Source organism: Methylomonas sp. DH-1, assembly GCF_046097555.1.
Classification (GTDB): domain Bacteria; phylum Pseudomonadota; class Gammaproteobacteria; order Methylococcales; family Methylomonadaceae; genus Methylomonas; species Methylomonas koyamae.
The window spans coordinates 986,036-1,006,319 of the sequence record NZ_CP143089.1 but is presented as its reverse complement, the minus strand read 5'-3'; the positions used below and the strand labels follow the sequence as shown (position 1 = coordinate 1,006,319).

Below are 20,284 nucleotides of genomic sequence, written 5' to 3'. Positions count from 1 at the left end.
CCGGGTTTATTGCAACAGTTTCAAGACCCCTTGCGAGACCTGATTCGCCTGCGCCAACATCGCCGTGCCGGCTTGTTGCAGGATCTGGCTGCGGGTCAGGTTCGAAGTTTCCGCAGCGAAGTCGGCGTCCATGATTCTGGAGCGCGCCGCGCTTTGGTTTTCGATAGACGATTGTAAATTAGCAATCGTCGTCGTGAAACGGTTTTGAATCGCACCGAGATTGGAGCGGAAAATATCGATTCTCTCGATTGCTCTATCGATGTCGTCTATAGCATCTCGAACCCCTTGCGAGGTTGCGTCACTACCGATCGAATAGCCGCCTAAAGTTAAGTTATAGATATCGGCTATAGACCGAAGGTCTGAAACAGTCACGGAAATTTGATTATCCGTTGATGTGTTAGCGCCAATCTGAAAGTTAGCTCCCTGTAGGGAACCGGCAAGAATTTTCTTCCCATTAAATTCGGTATTGGAAATAATCCGCCCGATCTCATCGCCTAATTGCTTGAACTCGGTTTGCAGCTTTTGCCGGTCGCTATTGCTGACCGCCGCCCGGTTCGCAGCCTGTACCGCCAAGTCACGCATCCGTTGCAGAGTCGAAGTTAGCGTTCCCATGCCCGCCTCGGCGGTTTGCGCCATGGAAATACCGTCGTTGGCGTTGCGCATGGCAACCGTCATACCGCGAATCTGCGAAGTCATCCGATCGGCGATCGCCAAACCGGCCGCATCGTCTTTCGCACTGTTGACCCGCATACCCGATGACAAGCGCTCCATGGACGTTTGCAGACTTTCGTTGGTCCGGCTCAGATACTTCTGGCTGTTCAATGAAGCGATATTCGTATTGATGACCATTGGTGATGGCATGATCGTTCTCCCGATAAATCTCTAATGAGTTCGGCATTATTGCCGCCTACCAGGATTATTCACCTTCCATGCCAAAAAACTTTTATATAAAAATAACAATAGGTTATAAAAAAATTTAACAACTTCGTTCCGCCCGCCTCGGCCAAAAGCGCAATTTCTTGCCGCCCCCAAGCGGCTTTTCAGTCAGATTCTTGACGCGGGGAAAGCCGGTAATTTGGCCTTGAGCTAAACAAGGCTCGGCAATTCCCGGCGTCGCGAAACGGCAGGCCGGCATAGCCGCCACCATCGATTAGAATCCGAATTAATCCTCGTTAGCTATTAAGCGCCGTTGCACGAAAGCCGCTACTGCGGGCGCTTGCTACCGGCCGCACTCGCGCCAAAACGGATTCGCGCGCGACGCACGGCCTTGCACCATGATCGGAACCTCCTCAAGTAGCCAACCGTCGTGCCATAACAACATTAGCGATTCAGTGAGCTTGCGTTTCAGGCCGGGAATGGACATAACGAAATCGACACAAACCTGATAGGCAGAAGCTTCTGCCAACACTAATTCCATTACCGCAACCCGCGCGCCATTGAAGCTTCCGGCCGCGGCGACATTCGCCAAATCCTTGACGGGATCGTTATTGCTCATGCCGTAACGTACTGCACTTAGCGAATACATGCATTTGCCGCTAATCACCGCCAGCCATACATCCATCTGCCAAGACACCGGCAATTTATAGCCTCGCGGCAAAATACAGAGCCCTCACTTGCCGGTATGTCGAGCCGGTGGTTCAGGCTGTACTACGTTCAGCCTGAACAAAATATATCGATTTACCAAAATCCGTGAATACAACCGCAAAAGCAACATAACCCAACCGTACGAGCTTCCGAGACTGATAAAATTGTGACGCAATTATTATTTCCCACGTCCGCACTCAACATTTCTTTGATATTCATCAAAAAAAATTCATGTGTCTCCGATATTTTCATAGACACAAGATCGGAAACCTGAACGCAAAAGCATAACAATTAAAAAATAATTATATAAAAATCGATTAATCAGGATAATCAATGTCATTAGTTAACATATCGGTAAACCTTAAGGATTTACGGCAATAATTAAATATTTTGCTTAACCAACCCGGAAACGGAAACCTACTCAATCCATACCATTATTTAAATTACTCCGACCAACCCAATCAAGATTCATTTAGCGTAGCTCAGGATATAAATTCCTGCATATCTCAAACACAAGCGGCCTTTGAATTAGCGATACAACTTCCGTTATCGCAAGCGATTGACCCAAACGACGGTACGCCTATTACTTTTCTGGATAGCACTACCGGTTTAAAGTTCTATGGCATAGAAAACAGTGATGCAGGTATTTTCGGCAGCATTGCCGTATCAGAGACTAATCTACCTGGATTCATGAGAGGAATCCCACCATCGCCAAATTCAATTCAATCCATGACAGTAAGAAGCATGGATTTGTATATAAATGGCAATCTGTACGAGCTAAATGGGAATGTTAAAGTTAACTACCATTTTGATCAAACAGGCACCTTATCATCCGTTGACATAGGGAACGGCTCGACCATTTCTTTGCTATCGTCCAGTGTCGATCCAAACACGTATTTAGATGCAAATACTGCATTGACATACAATAGCTTAACCGATACATGGACCGGAACGCTGGCTTCGGTAGAAAAATCAACTTATTACTTTGCCGACGGCTCGAATCAAAATGAATATATCGAAGCCACCCAAAGCGAGAAAATCATTTTCACATCGGCAATCAATCTTTTCCAATCACCAAACGATGCTAATGCAGTAAGCGTCAATAATACAACTACATTCGGCAGCTATTCACTTAAATTAGATCAGAATATATGGACTTATAATCCCGTCACCGACACGGAAACCAAATCCACAAAAAACCTGGTCACCGAGACAATAACCAATTTACCGACTTCGTTAAATGTTAACTCTATTTTAAATAGCAATTTATACAGTAATTTTGTCAGCGGCAACGACACAATCACCATAAGCTCGACTGGCGACTTTCTGGACACAAGTCTTATTAGCAATCAACTGATACCCTCACTAATTGACGGGGGAACCGGTAACGACACCATCACCGGCACCGGATTTAACGACATTATCAACGGCGGCCAGGGCAATGATACGTTGAAGGGGGGAGCGGGCGACGACTGGATCAGCGCCGGAACAGGAACAGATAACGTCGACGGCGGAACCGGCGATGACACCGCAATATTTGCCAATGCGTTCGAGACCTATGCCATTTCCAAAACGGCCACTAGCGTCACACTCAGCGATGCGAACGGCGCAGCCACAGTTTCCAATGTCGAATCGTTCAGCTTTAATGCCGGCGCACAGTTCCTAACCTTGCAGCAGATACAAGCTTCGGCCTCGTCAGCGGGAGATGACATTCTTTACCGGGTAGGCAGCGGAACCTATGCAAATAACTTGTTCACCCAGGACTTGAACTATAGCGGCCCTGCCGCTGTGTTCGACGGTAGCCTTGGTAACGACAAACTGTTCGGCACCGAATTTGACGATACCTTGATTGGCGGCGATGGCAACGACACGTTGACCGGTTTTGGCGGTAACGATTTTCTGGATGGCGGCAGCGGCACTGACACGCTGATCGGCGGCGCCGGCGACGATTTTTACGTGGTGGATAACATTGCCGATTTGGTACAGGAAGGCGTACTTCAGGACCCAAACCTCATTCCAGGAAATACAATCCAAGTCAAAGGAGTCATCAGCTACGTACTGGCTTCCGGCCAAGCCATTGGCTGGCTGAGTGCCGGCACCGCCTCCAAGCTGACGCCGGCGGATACCTTTTGGACTTGGGATTACAGCAGCACGTCTGCCACCAATATCAAGGGCAACGAATACGGCCAATCGTTAATCGGCAATGCCGCCGCCAACAAGCTGGAAGGCATGGCCGGCGTCGATACCCTTTCCGGCGAAGCCGGCAACGATATCCTGGATGGCGGCGACGGCAACGACTGGTTACTGTTGGGCAAAGGCGACGACACCTTGATAGGCGGCAAAGGCGACGATACGTTCACCCAGTACGAGTCGATCAACAATGCCATTAATCTGACACCCGGCCTCACCTACAGCACCGGTAAAGACAGCATTGATGGCGGCGACGGTATCGACACGCTGAATCTGCAAAAGGCCGAAAGCGAATACCTTATCAGCAAAAGCGGTATCGACCTGGTTTTCACCGACAAAACCACCGCCGGCAACATCATCACCGTCAAAAACAACGTCGAATTCATTGCATTTGAAGGGATCAACCCGATTGCGTTCTCCGATTTTTGGGCCGCGACGGCCTCCACCGGCGATGATGTGCTGTACAACCGCGGCAGCGGTTCATACAACTTCGCTACCCAAGTCTTTACGCCTAACAACGCGTTTATTCCAAACGGGCCGCTGCCAGCTATCGATGGCTTGGCGGGTAATGACAAACTGTTCGGTAGCCAATATGCCGACACACTGATTGGCGGCTTGGGTAATGATTACTTAAATGGCTTTAGTGGTTCAGATGTATTGATCGGTGGAGATGGTAGCGATACCTTGGTCGTAAGCAACCCGTATTCTAGAGTTGCGCCCAATTTAGCTGACTTGATCGAATTGAACGGTGGCGTGGGGGATGACGTTTATTTACTGGATGGATTTGATACTTATCAGAATATTAACGTAACTGATAACAGTGGTAGCGACACCCTTATCATCAATAACTATGGCTATTCAAATTTAGGTGGAGGTATTGTAATCCCTCGCAACCTGAACGTAAGAAGCGTCATAGAAAACTCCAAATTGGTAGTTTACGCCTACCAACAAGGTCAAGAAGAGTATTCAACACCCTTGGTGACGTCTAACATCGGTACTATTGAACGTCTAAAACTCAATGAATACAAAGACCCTCTCGACTTGACCCGAGTGACCAAATCTTTGGACTACAAGTTGGTTTACGCGAGCTTGAGTAGCGGCAATTGGAGCGCCAAGGGCAGTGATGGTGCCGATATGATCTTGGCCATGGACGATAACAATGCCAACACCAATGACGGAAATGTTTTTGATGGCGGCAAAGGCGACGACCTTATTTGGTTTAAGGACAGCACAAATACGGTAGTCATGGGGGGTGAAGGCTTCAACAAGTTGAACGTCTATACAGCGATCAACCAGGCCCCAATCAATCCAACGCCTCAAGAACCGCAAAAAGCCACATTATCTTATGCCTGGGCAACGGGGATTACTGAAGTGCATATGGCTGCCGGTGTCGGATTAGCCTACGACTCCACGGGCCAAGAAATCGTCGGCTTCGATCAATTCAGCGGCATTGGCAATATATTGGGCAGCAAGCAAAACGACACCATATTCGGCGATGCCAACGCGAATAAGCTGGATGGCGCGGAAGGCAACGATACTCTGAACGGCGGCGGCGGCGACGACATTCTGATCGGTGGCAAAGGTGACGATCGTCTGGAAGTCGGTATCGATAGCAGCGACTACGATTTCGTCCAATTGTTAGGTGGCGAAGGCAATGACACCTATTACGTGGCTTTGAATACGGCCGCAACTTTGGTGAGTGAAAGAACGGGAGGCACAGCCAGCTATAGCTCTCGTCCGGACAGCAATTCCCAACTCCCTGAAGGTGTCATCTATGGCAACCTGGATCTTAGCGGCGGCACAGATGCTGGCGGCAACGACACCTTGATTGTGGGTGGAGTCACAAAAGTGAACGACTTGCAGTTTTACGTGAAAGGCAACACAGTCAGCATCGGCCTACCCAACTCAGATCCAGCCCAACTCTTGACGCATCCGATCAATGCCAGTCTGCTGGTCGATCGCAGCATCGAAAAAATCGGCTTTGACTTTGGCACAGGCGTCAGCAACGTCTACTCCACGACCTGGAGCGAAATTGGCACTAAAGGATCTGATTTTGTTCTCGCTACATCATCTGACGCCTTTGAGTACGGTGGCCAAGGGGATGACCTCATCATTGGCAGTAGCGGTGACGATTTACTATCAGGTGGATTAGGCAATGACATTCTAATCGGGCGGCAAGGTGCAGATCGCCTGCTTGGTAATGCCGGGGGCGATACGCTCTACGTGAATGCCGGTGAGGGTGATATCGCCATGGGCGGGATTGGTAGCGACATTTTTGTGTTGCAAGATAAAAACTCCATGATCCCGGGAGAAACTAGCCGAATTCTCGATTTCAAGCTCACAGAAGACTTCTTGAAATTCGAGAATGTCACCGGAATAAAAGTCACGTTGGCTAACGGCCTGATTGGGACTAAAGGTGACATCAACGGCGCCAACTTTGCCGATGTCCATATCAATTCCCAAGGCTTTTTATCCGCTACTAATGCCGGGGGAGTTGACCCACTGAGTATTGGCCCAGATGAGTTGCAAATTATCGGCTTGGTTGGCGTTAACAACCAGCAAGGCCTAACCACTCTGATGGATCATATGTTGTTTAGCGCATAGCCTAAATGACCGGCCTGGCAGAAAGTGTTTTTCTTCTTTCTGCCGGCCGGTTTTTTCCGTTCCAAAGTCTGATCATGTCTTTGATGTGCCAAAGCAAATTTTAAAGCGGTTGCAGCGTTCGAGCTATGACCGCTTCTGACAATTCTTGATTGCTGCGGAACTGATATTCGATCATCGCCACGTTGATATCGGCTTTTTCGGCAATCGCCCAAGTCTTCGATTGATAGTATTCGTCGGCCAGAATACAGACGCGGGCCACCTTGAACAGGCACTCATGAACCGGCGTGCGGTAAGCGGTTTCATCGGTTCTTCGTTCGATAATGGCTGACTGAGAGGCGCTGCAATCGGATTAACAGCGCATCGATACCATACTCAGCGCTCCGGTTATTCAATTTCGGCGGATTGATTGACTGCCGGTTTCCGACAAACTCCGCCAAATCCAAGCCACTGCGCGGTTTACCGGCCACAAGCCCGGCCAAATGCTTTATGATTGGCTGGAGACTCGTTCGGCCACAATCACAATAACAATGAACAGCACCCCGCAATCCGCCGCCAAATCCCCGATTTCTCCGGTCATTCCGTTCGCCGCCACCCTATTCGCCAGCGCCACGTTGATGTTCGTGCTGCAGCCGATGTTCGGCAAAATTCTGCTGCCCTTGCTGGGCGGCACGCCGGCGGTCTGGAATACCTGCATGGTGTTTTACCAGACCCTGCTGTTCCTCGGCTATTTGTATGCCGACTGGCTCAGCTCGCGTTTCGGCAGCCAGCGCCAATTGCAAATCCACACCGCATTACTGATTTTCAGCGCAATCGCCTTACCGGTGGCGTTGCCGGACAATGCCGCGCCGCCCACCGCCGGCAATCCGACTTTATGGCTGGTTTGGACCTTGTTTTTGGCTATCGGCCTACCCTTCTTCGTCGTATCGACCACGGCGCCGTTGTTGCAAAAATGGTTTTCGCATAGCGGCCACCATAGCAGCGGCGATCCTTACTATCTCTACGCCGCCAGCAACGCAGGCAGCCTGCTAGCCTTATTGAGCTACCCGTTTTTAATCGAACCTAATCTGGGCTTGGCCACGCAACGGCTGGTCTGGAGCGGCGGTTACGTGGGATTGTGCTTGCTGATTTTGGTGTGCGGCATCAGTTTTTGGCGCAACCAGGCCGACAAGGCCGACGACGAGGTCTTGGCCGACGCCGGCGTCGAACCGCCGACCACGCTGCAGCAATTGCACTGGCTGGCCCTGGCTTTCGTCCCATCCAGCCTGCTGCTGGGCCTGACCCAATTCATCAGTACCGATATCGCTGCAGTGCCGCTGTTGTGGATCGTGCCGCTGACCCTGTACCTGCTGACCTTCATTCTGGTGTTCAGCACTTGGGCCGACCGGCTGCGGCCATGGATGCTGGCCACACAACCGGCGGTATTGACGGTGTTCATCGCCTACTCCTTCATCAACCCGGCCACACTGCCCTACTGGCTGGATCTGATTCTGCACTTGATCGCGTTTTTCCTGGCGGTGATGGTCTGCCACGGCGAACTGGCGAAAAGCCGGCCGCATCCGCAATATCTGACCCGTTTTTATCTGGTCATGTCATTTGCCGGCATGCTAGGCGGATTGTTCAACACCTTCGTCGCCCCGTTCGTCTTCAACTCGGTCTACGAATACCCGATCATGATCGTCGCGGCGTTGTTGTTGCGTCCCGGCTTTTTCGACGGCAAATGGTTTCTACAGCCGATTTTCCCGGCCGTGGTGTTGACGGTCGGTCTGATCGTTTATTTCAGCAGCCGCGACTTGTTCGATTATCTGGACCTGATCGGCGGCGCACTGATCCTGCTGGCCGGCATCAGTTACTCGTTGCGCCGCAACCCGCTCGCGTTGGGCTCTCTGACCGGAGTGATACTGCTATTTACGTTGGGCCTGCACAGCATGGCCTCCAACACGCTGTACCAGGAACGCACCTTCTTCGGCGTGATGTCGGTGCGCGATACGGTGATCCCTGATGAAAATCAAAAACCGGAAACGGTACACGAGCTGTACCACGGCACCACCAAACACGGCGCGCAACGGCTGACGCCCGGCAACCTGACGACACCGTTGACTTACTACAGCAAGCCCGGCCCGATCGGCCAGGTATTCGCCGAATTCGACAACGAGAACCAGCATTGGAATATCGGTGCGGTCGGCCTCGGCGCCGGCGCGCTGGCCTGTTATTTCAAGCCCGGCCAACAATGGACGTTTTACGAAATCGATCCGCTGGTGGTGGACGTGGCGCAAAACCCGAAATGGTTCAGCTATCTAAGCCGCTGTAACCCGCAAGCCGAAATGGTGGTCGGCGACGCCCGCCTGTCGCTGGTTAAAGCCGCCGACCGCAGTTTCGATCTGTTGGTGATGGACGCCTTCAGTTCCGATGCGGTGCCGACTCATCTGCTGACCCGCGAGGCATTGCAGCTATACTTCGCCAAGCTGAAAGACGACGGCCTATTGGCGTTTCACATCACCAACCGCCACCTGGCTTTGAAAAAAGTATTGGCCGACCACGTCAACCAATTGCATCTGGCGGCCTTGCTGCAGGAATTTAAACCGGAAACCGATGTCCCTCTGGTGCTTGCCACCGACTGGGTGGTGATCGCCAAGAATCCGGAGCGCCTGCAACGCTTGCAACAAAGCCGGCTCGGGCATTGGCAAAAATTACCGTTGACCTTCGGTCTGAAACCCTGGACCGACGACTTCACGCACATCATTGGAATTTGGAAATAGGAAACCGCATGCTTATTAAGGATCTGGCCCAACTCTGCGACTCTACCGTACACGGCGGCGACGCGTCGGCCTTCATCAACTCCGCCGCCGACATCATGTCCGCCCATGCCCACCAGGTTACGGTGCTGAGCGACGGCAAATACAAAAAATATTTAAAAGACACCCAGGCCTCGGCCTGCTTTATCAACGAAGCCTTGATCGACGGCGACATCCCGGACAATTTGACCCTGCTGGTAAGCAAGGACCCGGAAATCAGTTTCCTGAACGCCGTCAAGGCGCTGCATCCGGAGCCGGTTTTAAAACGCCAGGTGTCCGAGCATGCGGTGTTGGCCGATACTTCGACGCTGGGCTACGACGTCCACGTCGGCCCGTTCGCCACCGTCGGCCAGCACAGCAGCATCGGCGACAGCAGCACCATTGAGGCCGGCGCCCGCATCGGCAACCATGTCTCGATCGGCAAACACTGCCATATCCATCCGAATGCAGTGATTTACGACCACAGCGTGATCGGCAATAACGTCATCATCCATGCCGGAGCCGTAATCGGCGCCGACGGCTTCGGTTACAAATTCCGCGACAACCAGCACGTCAAAGTACCGCACGTCGGCCACGTCGAAATCGCCGACAACGTCGAAATCGGCGCCAACACCTGCATCGACCGCGGCGCGCTGGGCGCGACCAAAATCGGCGCCGGCAGCAAGATCGACAATCTGGTGCAACTGGGCCATAACAACATCGTCGGCCGCAACGTCATCATCTGCGGCCAATCCGGCATCTCCGGTTCCTGCACGATTGAAGACGGCGCGATTCTGGCCGGCAGCACCGGCGTCGCCGACCATGTCAAGATCGGCTCCCGTGCCGTGGTGATGGCACGCAGCGGCATCTCGGCCGACGTCGATCCCGGTGCCCAAGTGTTCGGCAGCCCGGCCAAGGACCGCAAAGTCGCCTGGCGGGAATTGGCGGCGCTGGCCAAACTGCCGGAACTGCTACAAAAATTCAAAGCGCTGGAAGCCCGGATCGCCAAACTGGAAGAATAAAACCACCCCAACTGCGAGGAAGACGGCCATGAACGATAAACAACGCGTCGCCCACTACGCGGCCCAGCAGGTGCGAAACGGCATGATCGTCGGCCTCGGCACCGGTTCCACCGCCAATTTCTTCATCGAAGAACTGGCGCGCCGACAAAACGAAGAAGGCTTGAAAGTCAAAGTGGTGTCGAGCTCGGTGGTCAGCGCCAATAAGGCTAAACAGCTAGGCCTCTCGATACTGGGCATGGAACATATCGATGGGCTGGATTTATACGTCGACGGCGCCGACGAAGTGGCGCCGGACCTGACGCTGTTGAAAGGCCGCGGCTACGATCTGGTGCGGGAAAAATTGCTGGCCAAGGCCGCCGATTCGTTCTTGGTGTTGATCGACGCCAGCAAAAAGGTGAAACGTATCGGCGAAAATTTCCCGATTCCGATCGAAGTCAGCCCGTTCGCCTGGCGCCTGGTTCAGCGTAGCGTCGCGGCAATCGGCGGCCACGGCAACCTGCGGCAAACGCCGAACCAGGACGGTCTGGTAGTCACGTCGCACGGCAGCCTGGTGCTGGATGTCGCCTTCGAACCCAATCTGGACGGCAAAACCCTAAACGAACGCCTGAACGCGATTCCCGGCATCGTCGAACACGGTATTTTCAGCGGCCTGACCCGCGCGGTGTTTTGCGGCCACGACGGTAAAATCGACGAGCAGTGGGCTTAACCGAACGGCGAATTTCCCCTTACCATAGCTCGGAGCCAGAGCCCACTTTGCCCCACTGCTTTTGGGGTAGATGCGTCTTGAAGACATGGTTCATAATCGGGCAGTTGCGGTTTTCGCCGAAAACCGCTCCCAGTTTCAACGACCCTTGGTCTTGAAAATCCGGCGCCGGCAAACACCGCGCCACCCGGAATTGGCTCCGGTTCCTACTGGCCGAAATCGAGAGGAGAATCGCATGTCACAATTAGAAAAAAACCAGGAAGCGCCCTTCTTCCGCGCCGTCAACCAACACAACAAGCCGGTTTATCTGGCCGACTACCAGGGCGAAAAGAACATCGTGCTGTACTTTTATCCGAAAGACGACACGCCCGGCTGTACCATAGAAGCCAACGACTTTACCGGCCTGGCCAACGAATTCGCCGCACTGGATACCGTCGTGATCGGCGTCAGCAAGGACGATTGCGAAAGCCACCGGGCATTCATAGACAAATACGGTCTGAACCTGCAACTGCTGGCCGACACCGACGGCACGCTGTGCGACAGTTACGGCACGTGGCAGGAAGTAGAAAAGGACGGCGTCAAAAAATGGAAAATCGTTCGCTCCACCTTCATTATCGATAAAGACGGCAAGCTGGTGGAAGCCATGTACGGCGTCAACCACGAAGGTCACGCCCAAGCGGTATTGGATATCGTCAAAGGTTTGGCGGCGGCTTAACCCGGCGGTACGGCCGGGTTGCGGCATGCGCCGGAACCCGGTTCCCGTTTTTAATATCGCCACCCCTTCTTGCTAAGGCCGCCAGGCCGACATTCTTCCCGACCTTAAGCTGCCCCTATCGCTGCCAAACGCGCCGACGTAAAGTTCAAACGCATACGTAACGCCACGATAGCCGAGCCAGAGCTGCTCCGGCATTTGATTTTCCGCAGCCGCGGCCAAATACAAAATTCTTATACTTTCTTTATCCCGCTAAACGCCATTTTTACGGCATTTTTACCGGCTGATCTTTACCCTATCGTCACGCAATCGATAACGGCTGCAAAGCCGGCTTAATAAGTGGAGGTAACGATGGACATCCTGTATTTACTGGTAGCGGCCGCCTTCTTCGCCGCCACCGCCATGTTAGTGGCGGGCTGCGATGCGCTGAGGGGGCAAGCATGAGCTGGATTTATTTGCTGAGCGGCGGGCTGGCGCTGGCCGTGTTCGTCTATCTGCTGGTCGCGCTGTTTTGCCCGGAGAAATTCTGATGAACGGACCGGGTTTTTTGCAAATTGCTATTTATCTGATCGCGCTGATTGTGCTGGCCAAGCCGCTGGGCAGTTATATGGCGCGGGTTTACCAAGGCGAATCGGTGGGCTTGAACCGCTGGTTCGCGGGCGTCGAACGGTTGTGTTACCGCCTGAGCGGGGTCGATCCCGAGCAAGACATGCGCTGGCAGCAATACGCTTTGGCGACCTTGGCCTTCAATCTGTTCGGCTTGTTGGCGGTCTATGGCTTACAACGCTTTCAAGACGTTCTGCCGTTGAATCCGCAAGCCTTGCCGGCGGTGGCGCCGGATTCGGCGTTCAATACCGCGGTCAGCTTTGCCACCAATACCAACTGGCAAGGCTACAGCGGCGAGGCGACGATGAGCTATCTGACGCAAATGCTGGGACTATCGGTGCAGAACTTCGTATCGGCGGCGAGCGGCATGGCGGTGCTGGTGGCGTTGATTCGCGGCTTCGCCCGCCGCAATGCCCAAGGCATCGGCAATTTCTGGGTCGATATGACCCGCAGCACCTTGTACATCCTGTTGCCGCTGTCCTTGCTGCTGGCGCTGGCGCTGGTCGGCCAGGGCGTGGTGCAGACTTTCAACCCTTACCAGACGGTGAATACGTTGGAAACCGTCAGCTACTCGACGCCAAAGTTGGATGCCGACGGCAAAGCGCTGGTAGATGCAGAAGGTAAGCCGGTCAGCGAAACCGTGACCACGCAAACTCAAACCCTGGCCTTAGGCCCGGCCGCCTCGCAAATCGCGATCAAGCAATTAGGCACCAACGGCGGCGGTTTCTTCAACGTCAACTCCGCCCATCCTTACGAAAACCCGACACCGCTGTCCAATTTCCTGGAGATGCTGGCGATCCTGCTGATCCCGGCGGCGCTGTGCTACACCTTCGGCGTCATGGTGGGCGACACCCGCCAGGGATGGGCCATTCTGGCGGCGATGACCTTGGTGTTCGTCGCCTTGATCTTCGTCACAGTGCCGGCCGAACAAAGCGGCAATCCGGCCTTGGTCGCATTGGGGGTCGATCAGACTGCGACAGCTCAACAGGCTGGCGGCAACATGGAAGGCAAGGAAGCCCGCTTCGGCATCGTCAATTCCGCTTTATGGGCGGTAGCGACCACCGCCGCGTCCAACGGTTCGGTCAATTCGATGCACGACTCCTACACGCCCATCGGCGGCATGGTGCCGATGTGGCTGATGCAACTCGGCGAAGTCATTTTCGGCGGCGTCGGTTCCGGTTTGTACGGCATGATCGTATTCGCCATCGTCGCCGTGTTCATCGCCGGCCTGATGATAGGCCGCACCCCGGAGTATCTGGGCAAAAAGATCGAAGCCTACGAGATGAAAATGGCGGCCATCGTCATCTTGATCCCGCCGTTGATGGTGCTGGGCGGCACCGCATTGAGTCTGATGCTGGACGCCGGTAAGGCCTCGATCTTCAACCCCGGCGCCCACGGCTTCAGCGAAGTGCTTTACGCCTGGTCTTCGGCCGGCAACAACAACGGCAGCGCTTTCGGCGGCTTGTCGGCCAACGTGCCGTTTTACAACTTCTGGCTGGGGCTGGCGATGTTGTTCTCCCGCTATTGGCTGATGATTCCGGTGCTGGCGATTGCCGGTTCCTTGGCGGCCAAAAAGACGGTGCCGGTCGGTCCCGGCACGCTGCCGACCCATACGCCGTTATTCGCGGTGTTGCTGATCGTTACCGTGCTGATGGTCGGCGCGCTGACTTTCGTGCCGGCACTGGCATTAGGACCTGTCGTCGAGCAGTTACAAATGCTTAAACCGTAGACCGATAGAGTAGTAGGCCGGAATAAGCCCACCCGGCGTTAGCAAGGGTGGGCGTTTCCGGCAAAGCCATCCGCCGAAAATAGCGGTTTTCGCTATCGCCGTAACTGCTTTATTCCGGCCGACATAGAATCGATATAGGAAACACTATGACCAGCAAACCCGCAACAACGTCCTTGATGGACCCGCAAATCCTGCAACAGGCGTTTTTCGACGCCTTTGCCAAACTGACGCCACGCCAGCAATGGAAAAATCCGGTGATGTTCGTGGTCTACCTCGGCAGCCTGCTGACTACCGTGTTGTGGCTGCAAGCCTGGAACGGCGACAGCGAGGAACCGGCCGGTTTCATCCTGGCGATTACGCTATGGCTGTGGTTTACCGTGCTGTTCGCCAATTTCGCCGAAGCGGTCGCCGAAGGCCGCAGCAAGGCCCAAGCCGCCTTTCTGCGCAGCGCCAAGCGCGACATCGCCGCCAAGAAATTGGACGAACCGAAATACGGCAGCAATTACAGCAAAGTCGCCGGCTCCAGCCTGCGCAGGGGCGATGTCGTATTGATCGAAGCCGGCGACTTCGTACCGGGCGACGGCGACGTCATCGAAGGCGTGGCCTCGGTCGACGAAAGCGCCATCACCGGCGAAAGCGCGCCGGTGATCAGGGAATCCGGCGGCGACTTCAGTTCGGTGACCGGCGGTACCCGGGTGTTGTCCGACTGGCTGGTGGTGCGCATTACCACCAACCCCGGCGAGAGCTTTCTGGACCGGATGATAGGCATGGTGGAAGGGGCCAAGCGCCAGAAAACCCCGAACGAAATCGCCCTGACCATCTTGTTGGTGGCGTTGACGCTGGTGTTTTTAATGGCCGTCGTCACCTTGCTGCCGTTTTCGATTTACAGCGTGGAAACCGCCGGCAGCGGCAGTCCGATTAGCGTCACGGTGTTGGTGGCCTTGCTGGTCTGCCTGATCCCCACCACGATCGGCGGCCTGTTGTCGGCCATCGGCGTGGCCGGCATCGGCCGGATGATGCAGAAAAACGTCATCGCCACCTCCGGCCGGGCGGTCGAAGCGGCCGGTGACGTCGATGTGCTGCTGCTGGACAAAACCGGCACCATCACCTTGGGCAACCGCCAAGCTTCCGGTTTCTTTCCGGTCAAGGGCGTATCGGACAAACAACTGGCCGATGCCGCGCAACTGGCCTCGCTGGCCGACGAAACCCCGGAAGGCCGCAGCGTGGTAATACTGGCCAAGCAAAAGTACGGTTTACGCGAACGCGACATTCATTCCCTAGGCGCTACTTTCGTGCATTTCAGCGCGCAAACCCGAATGAGCGGCGTAAATCTCCCCTCTCCCACTGGGACGACTGCATGGACGCAGGAGGTAGAGCAACGCCAGGAGCAGTTGCCGAGAGGGGACGGGGGTGAGAGGTTGCGGCAAATCCGCAAGGGCGCCGCCGACTCCATCCGCCAGCACATCGAAGCCCAAGGCGGTAAATGGCCGGCCGAACTGAAGACCCTGGTCGACGACGTGGCCCGCCGCGGCAGTACGCCGTTGGTAGTCGCCGAAGGCGACAAGGCCTTGGGCGTGATCGAACTGAAAGACATCGTCAAGGGTGGCATCAAGGAACGTTTCATCGAGCTGCGGCAGATGGGCATCAAGACCATTATGATCACCGGCGACAACCGCCTGACTGCCGCCGCGATTGCCGCCGAAGCCGGCGTCGACGACTTCCTGGCCGAAGCCACGCCGGAAGCCAAGCTGGCGCTGATCCGCCAGCACCAAACCGACGGCCGGTTGGTGGCGATGACCGGCGACGGTACCAACGACGCCCCGGCCCTGGCGCAGGCCGACGTCGCGGTGGCGATGAACAGCGGCACTCAGGCCGCCAAGGAGGCCGGCAACATGGTGGATCTGGATTCCAACCCGACCAAGCTGATCGAAATCGTCGAAACCGGCAAGCAAATGCTGATGACCCGCGGCGCTCTAACTACCTTCAGCATCGCCAACGACGTCGCCAAGTATTTTGCGATCATTCCGGCCGCGTTTGCGACGACTTATCCGGTCTTAAACGTGTTGAACGTGATGCAGCTGGCCACGCCGGCCAGCGCGATCCTGTCGGCGGTAATTTTCAATGCCTTGATCATCATCGCGCTGATTCCGCTGGCCTTGAAAGGCATCAAATACCGCCCGGTCGGCGCCGAGCAACTGCTGCACAATAATTTGCTGATCTATGGCGTCGGCGGCTTGATCGTGCCGTTTATCGGCATCAAGGCCATCGATTTGATTTTGGTAGCCATGAACTTGGTATAAGGAGCGACTATGTCCAGTTATTTAAGACCCGCAGCGACGATGTTGTTGCTATTAACGTTGATTACCGGCGCCGCCTATCCGGCACTGGTTACGTTGATTGCCCAAACCCTATTCCCCGAGCAAGCCAACGGCAGCCTGATCAAAACGGCCAATGGCGATGCGGTCGGCTCAAAACTGATAGGGCAAAGCTTCAGCGACCCGAAATATTTTTGGAGCCGGCCGTCGGCCACCGCGCCCTATCCTTATAACGCCGCCGCCTCCGGTGGCTCCAACTTGGGGCCGACCAATCCGGCGTTGGCCGACGCCGTCGCCGCCCGCATCCAGGCCCTGAAACAGGCCGATCCGGATAATAAAGCGCCGGTGCCGGTCGATCTGGTCACCGCTTCCGCCAGCGGCCTGGACCCGCATATCAGTCCGGCGGCGGCGGAATACCAATTGAAACGCGTTGCCAGGTTCAGAAAAATCGATGAGCGCCAATTACGGGAATTGATCCAAGCCAACAGCGAAGGCCGGCAATGGGGCGTATTCGGCGAACCCAGGGTCAACGTGTTGCGACTGAATCTGGCATTGGACGCCGCTAGTTTTGCTGCTCCGAATTAGCCTGTCCAATCCGGCACGGAAAACGGCAAAACGCGGCTGGCGCGTTGCAAACTCCGGTTTCAACTTCGTCGGCTCCGGCTATCCGCCAATCGAGCTTTGCCTCACGCCGCTTGCCCGTAAATGCGTCTGGCCGTCCGGTAAAACCAGGCGGGCCGGCTCAGGATGATGGCAAACGCGACCACCGGCGTGACCGGCAGCGGTACGATATCGACTAAAAACAGCAGCAAGAGGCTGGCGAAACTTTTGATGCGGGCCGCGCGGGTTTCGGCGGCGGTAACAAAATCGGCGTCGTCGGGATAGGCGTAGATGCCGCGTACCAAACGGCGAAACCACTCGGGACGCTTGACCACGACATACATGCCGATCAAGCAACCGGGGGAAATCGGACCGAAACCGATGATCGCGAATATCGCAAAAACCGACAAGGCTTTGAATTGGGCGGCATTAAGCATGGTGGCGGACGGGTTTTGAGGGAAGAGCGCTAATGATAGCCAATGGGCCGGGATTCGTATCGAATCGTCTTCACGGCACCATATCGGCGTTCACCGTTGGCTTATCAATTCGGGTCAGAGAGCAGCGGTACCCAACTCCGTTGTCCGGACCGAGCCGACTCGCATGGTCCGCCCATGGAGCCAAGCCGTAATGTTAGCAAATGGCGGGCGGCGGCCGAAACCGCCGCCCGTTTAGCCGACTTAGTTGAGCAAATCCAGGGCTTTGGCGGCAGCTTTTCGCTTGGCCTTGCCTTTGGCGGCCTTGACCGCGTCGCCGGCGGATTTGGGAGCGGCATCGACCTTGCCTTTCAGATTTTCAGCGGCTTCCTTGCCGGCTTTAACGGTTTCCGCGCCCTGTTTCACTTCGGCCGGCACCGCTTGCTCCAGCTTCTGCTGCGCCGCGTCTTTCACGGCTTCCTTAGCCTGGTTTTTCAAGGCGCCGGGAGCATTTTCGACGCCCTGTTTGACCTCCTGAGCCTGCTCCAAGGCTTGGTTGGCCTGCTCCGCACGTTGCACCGCGCCGGGCGCTACCGCTGCCGCCGTATCTTTTGCCGCCTGCTTCGCGACGCCTTCCAAAACGCCGGTTTCGGCAAAAGCCGCTGACGATGCCAATAGCAGCGAACCGATTAAAATAGTTTTATTTTGCATGTTGTCTCCTTGGGATTGTGTGTTATCGCGGGTCTACGATACTCCAAGCAAACTTAACCGCAAATTAACTGAGGCCATTTCGACGATTGTCCGGGAATCAACCGGCAATGCGCTGCAAGGTATCCGCCACCAGCTTTTGCGCCCGCGGCATGTCATCGGCCTCGGCGTAGCAACGCAATTCCGGGGCATTGCCGGACGGCCGCAAATGCACGATGTCGCCGCTGGCAAAGGTCAAACGCAAACCGTCGGTGGTATCGCTAGCGACCGGCGCCCCCAGAGTGTCGCCCCACAAGCCGCGATAGGCGCTGGCGTCGGCTTGCAAGCGCTCCAATAAGGCGCGGCTGTTGGCAACCGGAAATTCTTGAATCCGGTCGCTGGCGGTAAAGCGTTGCGGCAAGCCTTGCAGTAAACCGGACAATTTGACGCCCTGCCCGCGCGCCATCGCCAACAAGGCCAGCGCCGGCAACAGCGAATCGCGGGTCGGCAAAGCCGCCAAGCGCTTACCGTTGACAGACAGGCCATTGCCGGCCAGAAAACCGCCGTTGGCTTCGAAGCCGGCCACTCCGCCTTCAGTCACTTGCTCCATGCCGGCAATCACATACGGCGAGCCGATCCGAGTGCGAATCACGTGTTTGAACCAGCCCGAAGCTTCGATTGCGGTATTGCAACTGACCGGCGTCACCACGGTGTCGGCGCCCAGAAATTTGGCGCACAGCAAACCGACGATGTCGCCACGCAACCACTCGCCGCTCTCGTCGCCGATCAGCGGCCGGTCGCCGTCGCCGTCGGTGGAAATCAGCGCATCGAGTCGGTATTGCGCCGCCCAGTCGCGGCCACGTTGCCTGTCCGCTTCGCCGACCGCTTCGGTATCGATCGGCACGAAGGTCTCGGTGCGCTCCAAACCAATCACTTCGGCGCCCAATTCGGCCAGAACATCCTTCAACACGTCGCGAGCGGCGCTGGAATGTTCGTAAACCCCCACCCGCCAGCCGGCCAGCAAATCCTTGGCGAATAAACTGGTGTAGCGCTGGCGGTATTGGCTCAATGCCGCCGGATTGACGGCCGGCAATTCGGCGGCGGCGGCTTCGACTGTTACCGTCGCGCTTGTCATCGCCGCCTCGTCGGCTTTGCTGATCTCGCCGTCGGCCCGGTAAAACTTGATGCCATTGCGGTCGAACGGAATGTGGCTGCCGGTGACCATGATCGCCGGAATGCCTTCGGCCAGGGCGTACAACGCCAACGCCGGCGTCGGCAGCACGCCGCAGAAATCCACCTCGCAGCCGGTCTGGCGTATGCCGGCGACGCAGGCTTGGGCAATCTCCGGACTGGACGGCCGCAAATCCATGCCCAGGGCAATGCGCTGGCCGGGTCGGCTCAGGTTCAAAGCTTGAATAAATGCCAAGGTATAAGCGGCACAGACTTCGCCGCTCATCTGGCTGACCAAGCCGCGCGCGCCGCTGGTGCCGAACGCAACGCCGCTGTCGGCCATCATTTGTTGGATGTTGATTGTTGTCATGGTAGGAATAATGATTGAAACGGTGACGAAAAATGGCGGCCGCGCCGGCCGCGTCACCCACCATGATAGAGAAAAGCCGAGATTCGGCAAACCGATTCTTAGCGATTGACGGAATGTTTACTGCGGCTGGCAATGCATGCTGCGGATAAAATCTTGTAACGTCTGGCCGGCGTCTTCGCTGAAGGCTTCGTCCAACACCAGCGCGCGCTCGATGCGATCCAGACGAAAATTGCGAAAATCGCCGCGCAATTCGCACCAGCCGACCAAGGTCCAGACGTTACCCCAGAAATACAGCCCCAGCGGCCGGATCCGGCGCTGGCTGAATTCGCCGTCGCCGCGGCGGTAGTCCAGGTGCAATACGCGTTTGGCGTCCAGCGCGTTGCGGCAAATGTCCATAGTAACGTCCAAATCTTCGCGCGGCGAAAATCGCAGCGCGAACAATTTGGAACGCTCCAACCGGTCGCGCAGTTCGGTCGGCACCACCGCCGTGACCTTGTCCAACACCGATTGCGCCGAACGGCCCAACTCGGTGCCGGCCCAGGTCTTGACCATACGGGCGCCGACCACCAGCGCCTCCAGTTCGGCAGCACTGAACATCAGCGGCGGAACGTCCAGGCTGTGGCGGAGCGCGTATCCGACGCCGGCCTCGCCTTCGACCGGAATGCCGGACAAACTCAACACCTGAATGTCGCGGTAGATGGTGCGCTCCGACACTTCCAGGCGCTCGGCCAGCGCTTTGGCCGTGACCAAACGGCGGTTGCGCAGAATCTGAACGATCTGAAACAAGCGGTCGGCTCTGCGCATAGTG

Annotated in this window: 16 protein-coding genes; 9 read left to right on the top strand and 7 right to left on the bottom strand. The window is 55.8% G+C overall.

Features of this window, described 5'->3' with window-relative positions; translation table 11 throughout:
• Positions 1-6 precede the first annotated feature (6 nt).
• Both VXJ35_RS04935 and VXJ35_RS04930 read right to left on the bottom strand, forming a co-directional pair.
• On the bottom strand, positions 7-849 hold the full coding sequence (locus VXJ35_RS04935; protein WP_054759389.1) for a flagellin: 843 nt from the start codon (positions 847-849) through the stop codon (positions 7-9).
• A 370-nt stretch (positions 850-1,219) separates the two neighbouring features.
• The gene (locus tag VXJ35_RS04930) at positions 1,220-1,579 is read right to left on the bottom strand and encodes a hypothetical protein (protein WP_408953927.1); all 360 of its coding nucleotides are present in this window, start codon (positions 1,577-1,579) and stop codon (positions 1,220-1,222) included.
• A gap of 395 nt (positions 1,580-1,974) precedes the next feature.
• Here VXJ35_RS04930 and VXJ35_RS04925 point away from each other — a divergent pair, with 395 nt between their 5' ends.
• On the top strand, positions 1,975-6,378 hold the full coding sequence (locus VXJ35_RS04925; RefSeq protein WP_157198082.1) for an S-layer family protein: 4,404 nt from the start codon (positions 1,975-1,977) through the stop codon (positions 6,376-6,378).
• Positions 6,379-6,478: 100 nt separating this feature from the next.
• Here VXJ35_RS04925 and VXJ35_RS04920 read toward each other — a convergent pair whose 3' ends face one another.
• On the bottom strand, positions 6,479-6,637 hold the full coding sequence (locus VXJ35_RS04920; protein WP_157198081.1) for a hypothetical protein: 159 nt from the start codon (positions 6,635-6,637) through the stop codon (positions 6,479-6,481).
• Between the two features lie 268 nt (positions 6,638-6,905).
• On the opposite strand from VXJ35_RS04920, the gene VXJ35_RS04915 reads away from it, so the two are divergent.
• The 8 genes from VXJ35_RS04915 to kdpC all read left to right on the top strand — a co-directional run bounded on the left by VXJ35_RS04915 (position 6,906) and on the right by kdpC (position 16,821).
• Positions 6,906-9,134, top strand: a complete 2,229-nt coding sequence (locus tag VXJ35_RS04915) for a fused MFS/spermidine synthase (RefSeq protein WP_064020710.1) — start codon at positions 6,906-6,908, stop codon at positions 9,132-9,134.
• A gap of 8 nt (positions 9,135-9,142) precedes the next feature.
• Positions 9,143-10,171, top strand: a complete 1,029-nt coding sequence (lpxD, locus tag VXJ35_RS04910) for a UDP-3-O-(3-hydroxymyristoyl)glucosamine N-acyltransferase (RefSeq protein ID WP_064020709.1) — start codon at positions 9,143-9,145, stop codon at positions 10,169-10,171.
• 28 nt (positions 10,172-10,199) lie between these two features.
• Positions 10,200-10,877: a ribose-5-phosphate isomerase RpiA gene (gene rpiA, locus VXJ35_RS04905; protein ID WP_064020708.1), complete on the top strand. Its 678-nt coding sequence runs from the start codon at positions 10,200-10,202 to the stop codon at positions 10,875-10,877.
• A gap of 232 nt (positions 10,878-11,109) precedes the next feature.
• Positions 11,110-11,589: a peroxiredoxin gene (locus VXJ35_RS04900; protein WP_064020707.1), complete on the top strand. Its 480-nt coding sequence runs from the start codon at positions 11,110-11,112 to the stop codon at positions 11,587-11,589.
• A 437-nt stretch (positions 11,590-12,026) separates the two neighbouring features.
• On the top strand, positions 12,027-12,116 hold the full coding sequence (locus VXJ35_RS04895; protein ID WP_064020706.1) for a potassium-transporting ATPase subunit F: 90 nt from the start codon (positions 12,027-12,029) through the stop codon (positions 12,114-12,116).
• Positions 12,116-13,921, top strand: a complete 1,806-nt coding sequence (gene kdpA / locus VXJ35_RS04890; RefSeq protein ID WP_064020705.1) for a potassium-transporting ATPase subunit KdpA — start codon at positions 12,116-12,118, stop codon at positions 13,919-13,921. Before VXJ35_RS04895 ends, kdpA begins: the two co-directional genes overlap by 1 nt.
• 146 nt (positions 13,922-14,067) lie before the next feature.
• Positions 14,068-16,221 (top strand): potassium-transporting ATPase subunit KdpB, encoded by a 2,154-nt coding sequence (gene kdpB, locus VXJ35_RS04885; protein ID WP_064020704.1) that lies wholly within the window; start codon positions 14,068-14,070, stop codon positions 16,219-16,221.
• Between the two features lie 9 nt (positions 16,222-16,230).
• The gene (kdpC, locus tag VXJ35_RS04880) at positions 16,231-16,821 is read left to right on the top strand and encodes a potassium-transporting ATPase subunit KdpC (protein ID WP_064020703.1); all 591 of its coding nucleotides are present in this window, start codon (positions 16,231-16,233) and stop codon (positions 16,819-16,821) included.
• A 101-nt stretch (positions 16,822-16,922) separates the two neighbouring features.
• On the opposite strand, the gene VXJ35_RS04875 is transcribed toward kdpC, so the two are convergent.
• From VXJ35_RS04875 to VXJ35_RS04860, 4 genes are all read right to left on the bottom strand, one after another.
• On the bottom strand, positions 16,923-17,273 hold the full coding sequence (locus tag VXJ35_RS04875; protein WP_231914847.1) for a hypothetical protein: 351 nt from the start codon (positions 17,271-17,273) through the stop codon (positions 16,923-16,925).
• A 240-nt stretch (positions 17,274-17,513) separates the two neighbouring features.
• Positions 17,514-17,960, bottom strand: a complete 447-nt coding sequence (locus VXJ35_RS04870) for a hypothetical protein (protein ID WP_064020702.1) — start codon at positions 17,958-17,960, stop codon at positions 17,514-17,516.
• A gap of 97 nt (positions 17,961-18,057) precedes the next feature.
• The gene (locus VXJ35_RS04865; protein WP_064020701.1) at positions 18,058-19,476 is read right to left on the bottom strand and encodes a phosphomannomutase; all 1,419 of its coding nucleotides are present in this window, start codon (positions 19,474-19,476) and stop codon (positions 18,058-18,060) included.
• 117 nt (positions 19,477-19,593) lie between these two features.
• The gene (locus VXJ35_RS04860; protein ID WP_064020700.1) at positions 19,594-20,280 is read right to left on the bottom strand and encodes a YafY family protein; all 687 of its coding nucleotides are present in this window, start codon (positions 20,278-20,280) and stop codon (positions 19,594-19,596) included.
• Between the last annotated feature and the right edge of the window lie 4 nt (positions 20,281-20,284).

Coding starts and splice junctions, on each gene's coding strand:
- VXJ35_RS04865 (WP_064020701.1), bottom strand. CDS start 19,476: ATGACAACAATCAACATCCAACAAATGATGGCCGACAGCGGCGTTGCG.
- kdpA (WP_064020705.1), top strand. CDS start 12,116: ATGAACGGACCGGGTTTTTTGCAAATTGCTATTTATCTGATCGCGCTG.
- VXJ35_RS04875 (WP_231914847.1), bottom strand. CDS start 17,273: ATGCTTAATGCCGCCCAATTCAAAGCCTTGTCGGTTTTTGCGATATTC.
- rpiA (WP_064020708.1), top strand. CDS start 10,200: ATGAACGATAAACAACGCGTCGCCCACTACGCGGCCCAGCAGGTGCGA.
- kdpC (WP_064020703.1), top strand. CDS start 16,231: ATGTCCAGTTATTTAAGACCCGCAGCGACGATGTTGTTGCTATTAACG.
- VXJ35_RS04915 (WP_064020710.1), top strand. CDS start 6,906: ATGAACAGCACCCCGCAATCCGCCGCCAAATCCCCGATTTCTCCGGTC.
- VXJ35_RS04895 (WP_064020706.1), top strand. CDS start 12,027: ATGAGCTGGATTTATTTGCTGAGCGGCGGGCTGGCGCTGGCCGTGTTC.
- VXJ35_RS04870 (WP_064020702.1), bottom strand. CDS start 17,960: ATGCAAAATAAAACTATTTTAATCGGTTCGCTGCTATTGGCATCGTCA.
- kdpB (WP_064020704.1), top strand. CDS start 14,068: ATGACCAGCAAACCCGCAACAACGTCCTTGATGGACCCGCAAATCCTG.
- VXJ35_RS04900 (WP_064020707.1), top strand. CDS start 11,110: ATGTCACAATTAGAAAAAAACCAGGAAGCGCCCTTCTTCCGCGCCGTC.
- lpxD (WP_064020709.1), top strand. CDS start 9,143: ATGCTTATTAAGGATCTGGCCCAACTCTGCGACTCTACCGTACACGGC.
- VXJ35_RS04935 (WP_054759389.1), bottom strand. CDS start 849: ATGGTCATCAATACGAATATCGCTTCATTGAACAGCCAGAAGTATCTG.
- VXJ35_RS04860 (WP_064020700.1), bottom strand. CDS start 20,280: ATGCGCAGAGCCGACCGCTTGTTTCAGATCGTTCAGATTCTGCGCAAC.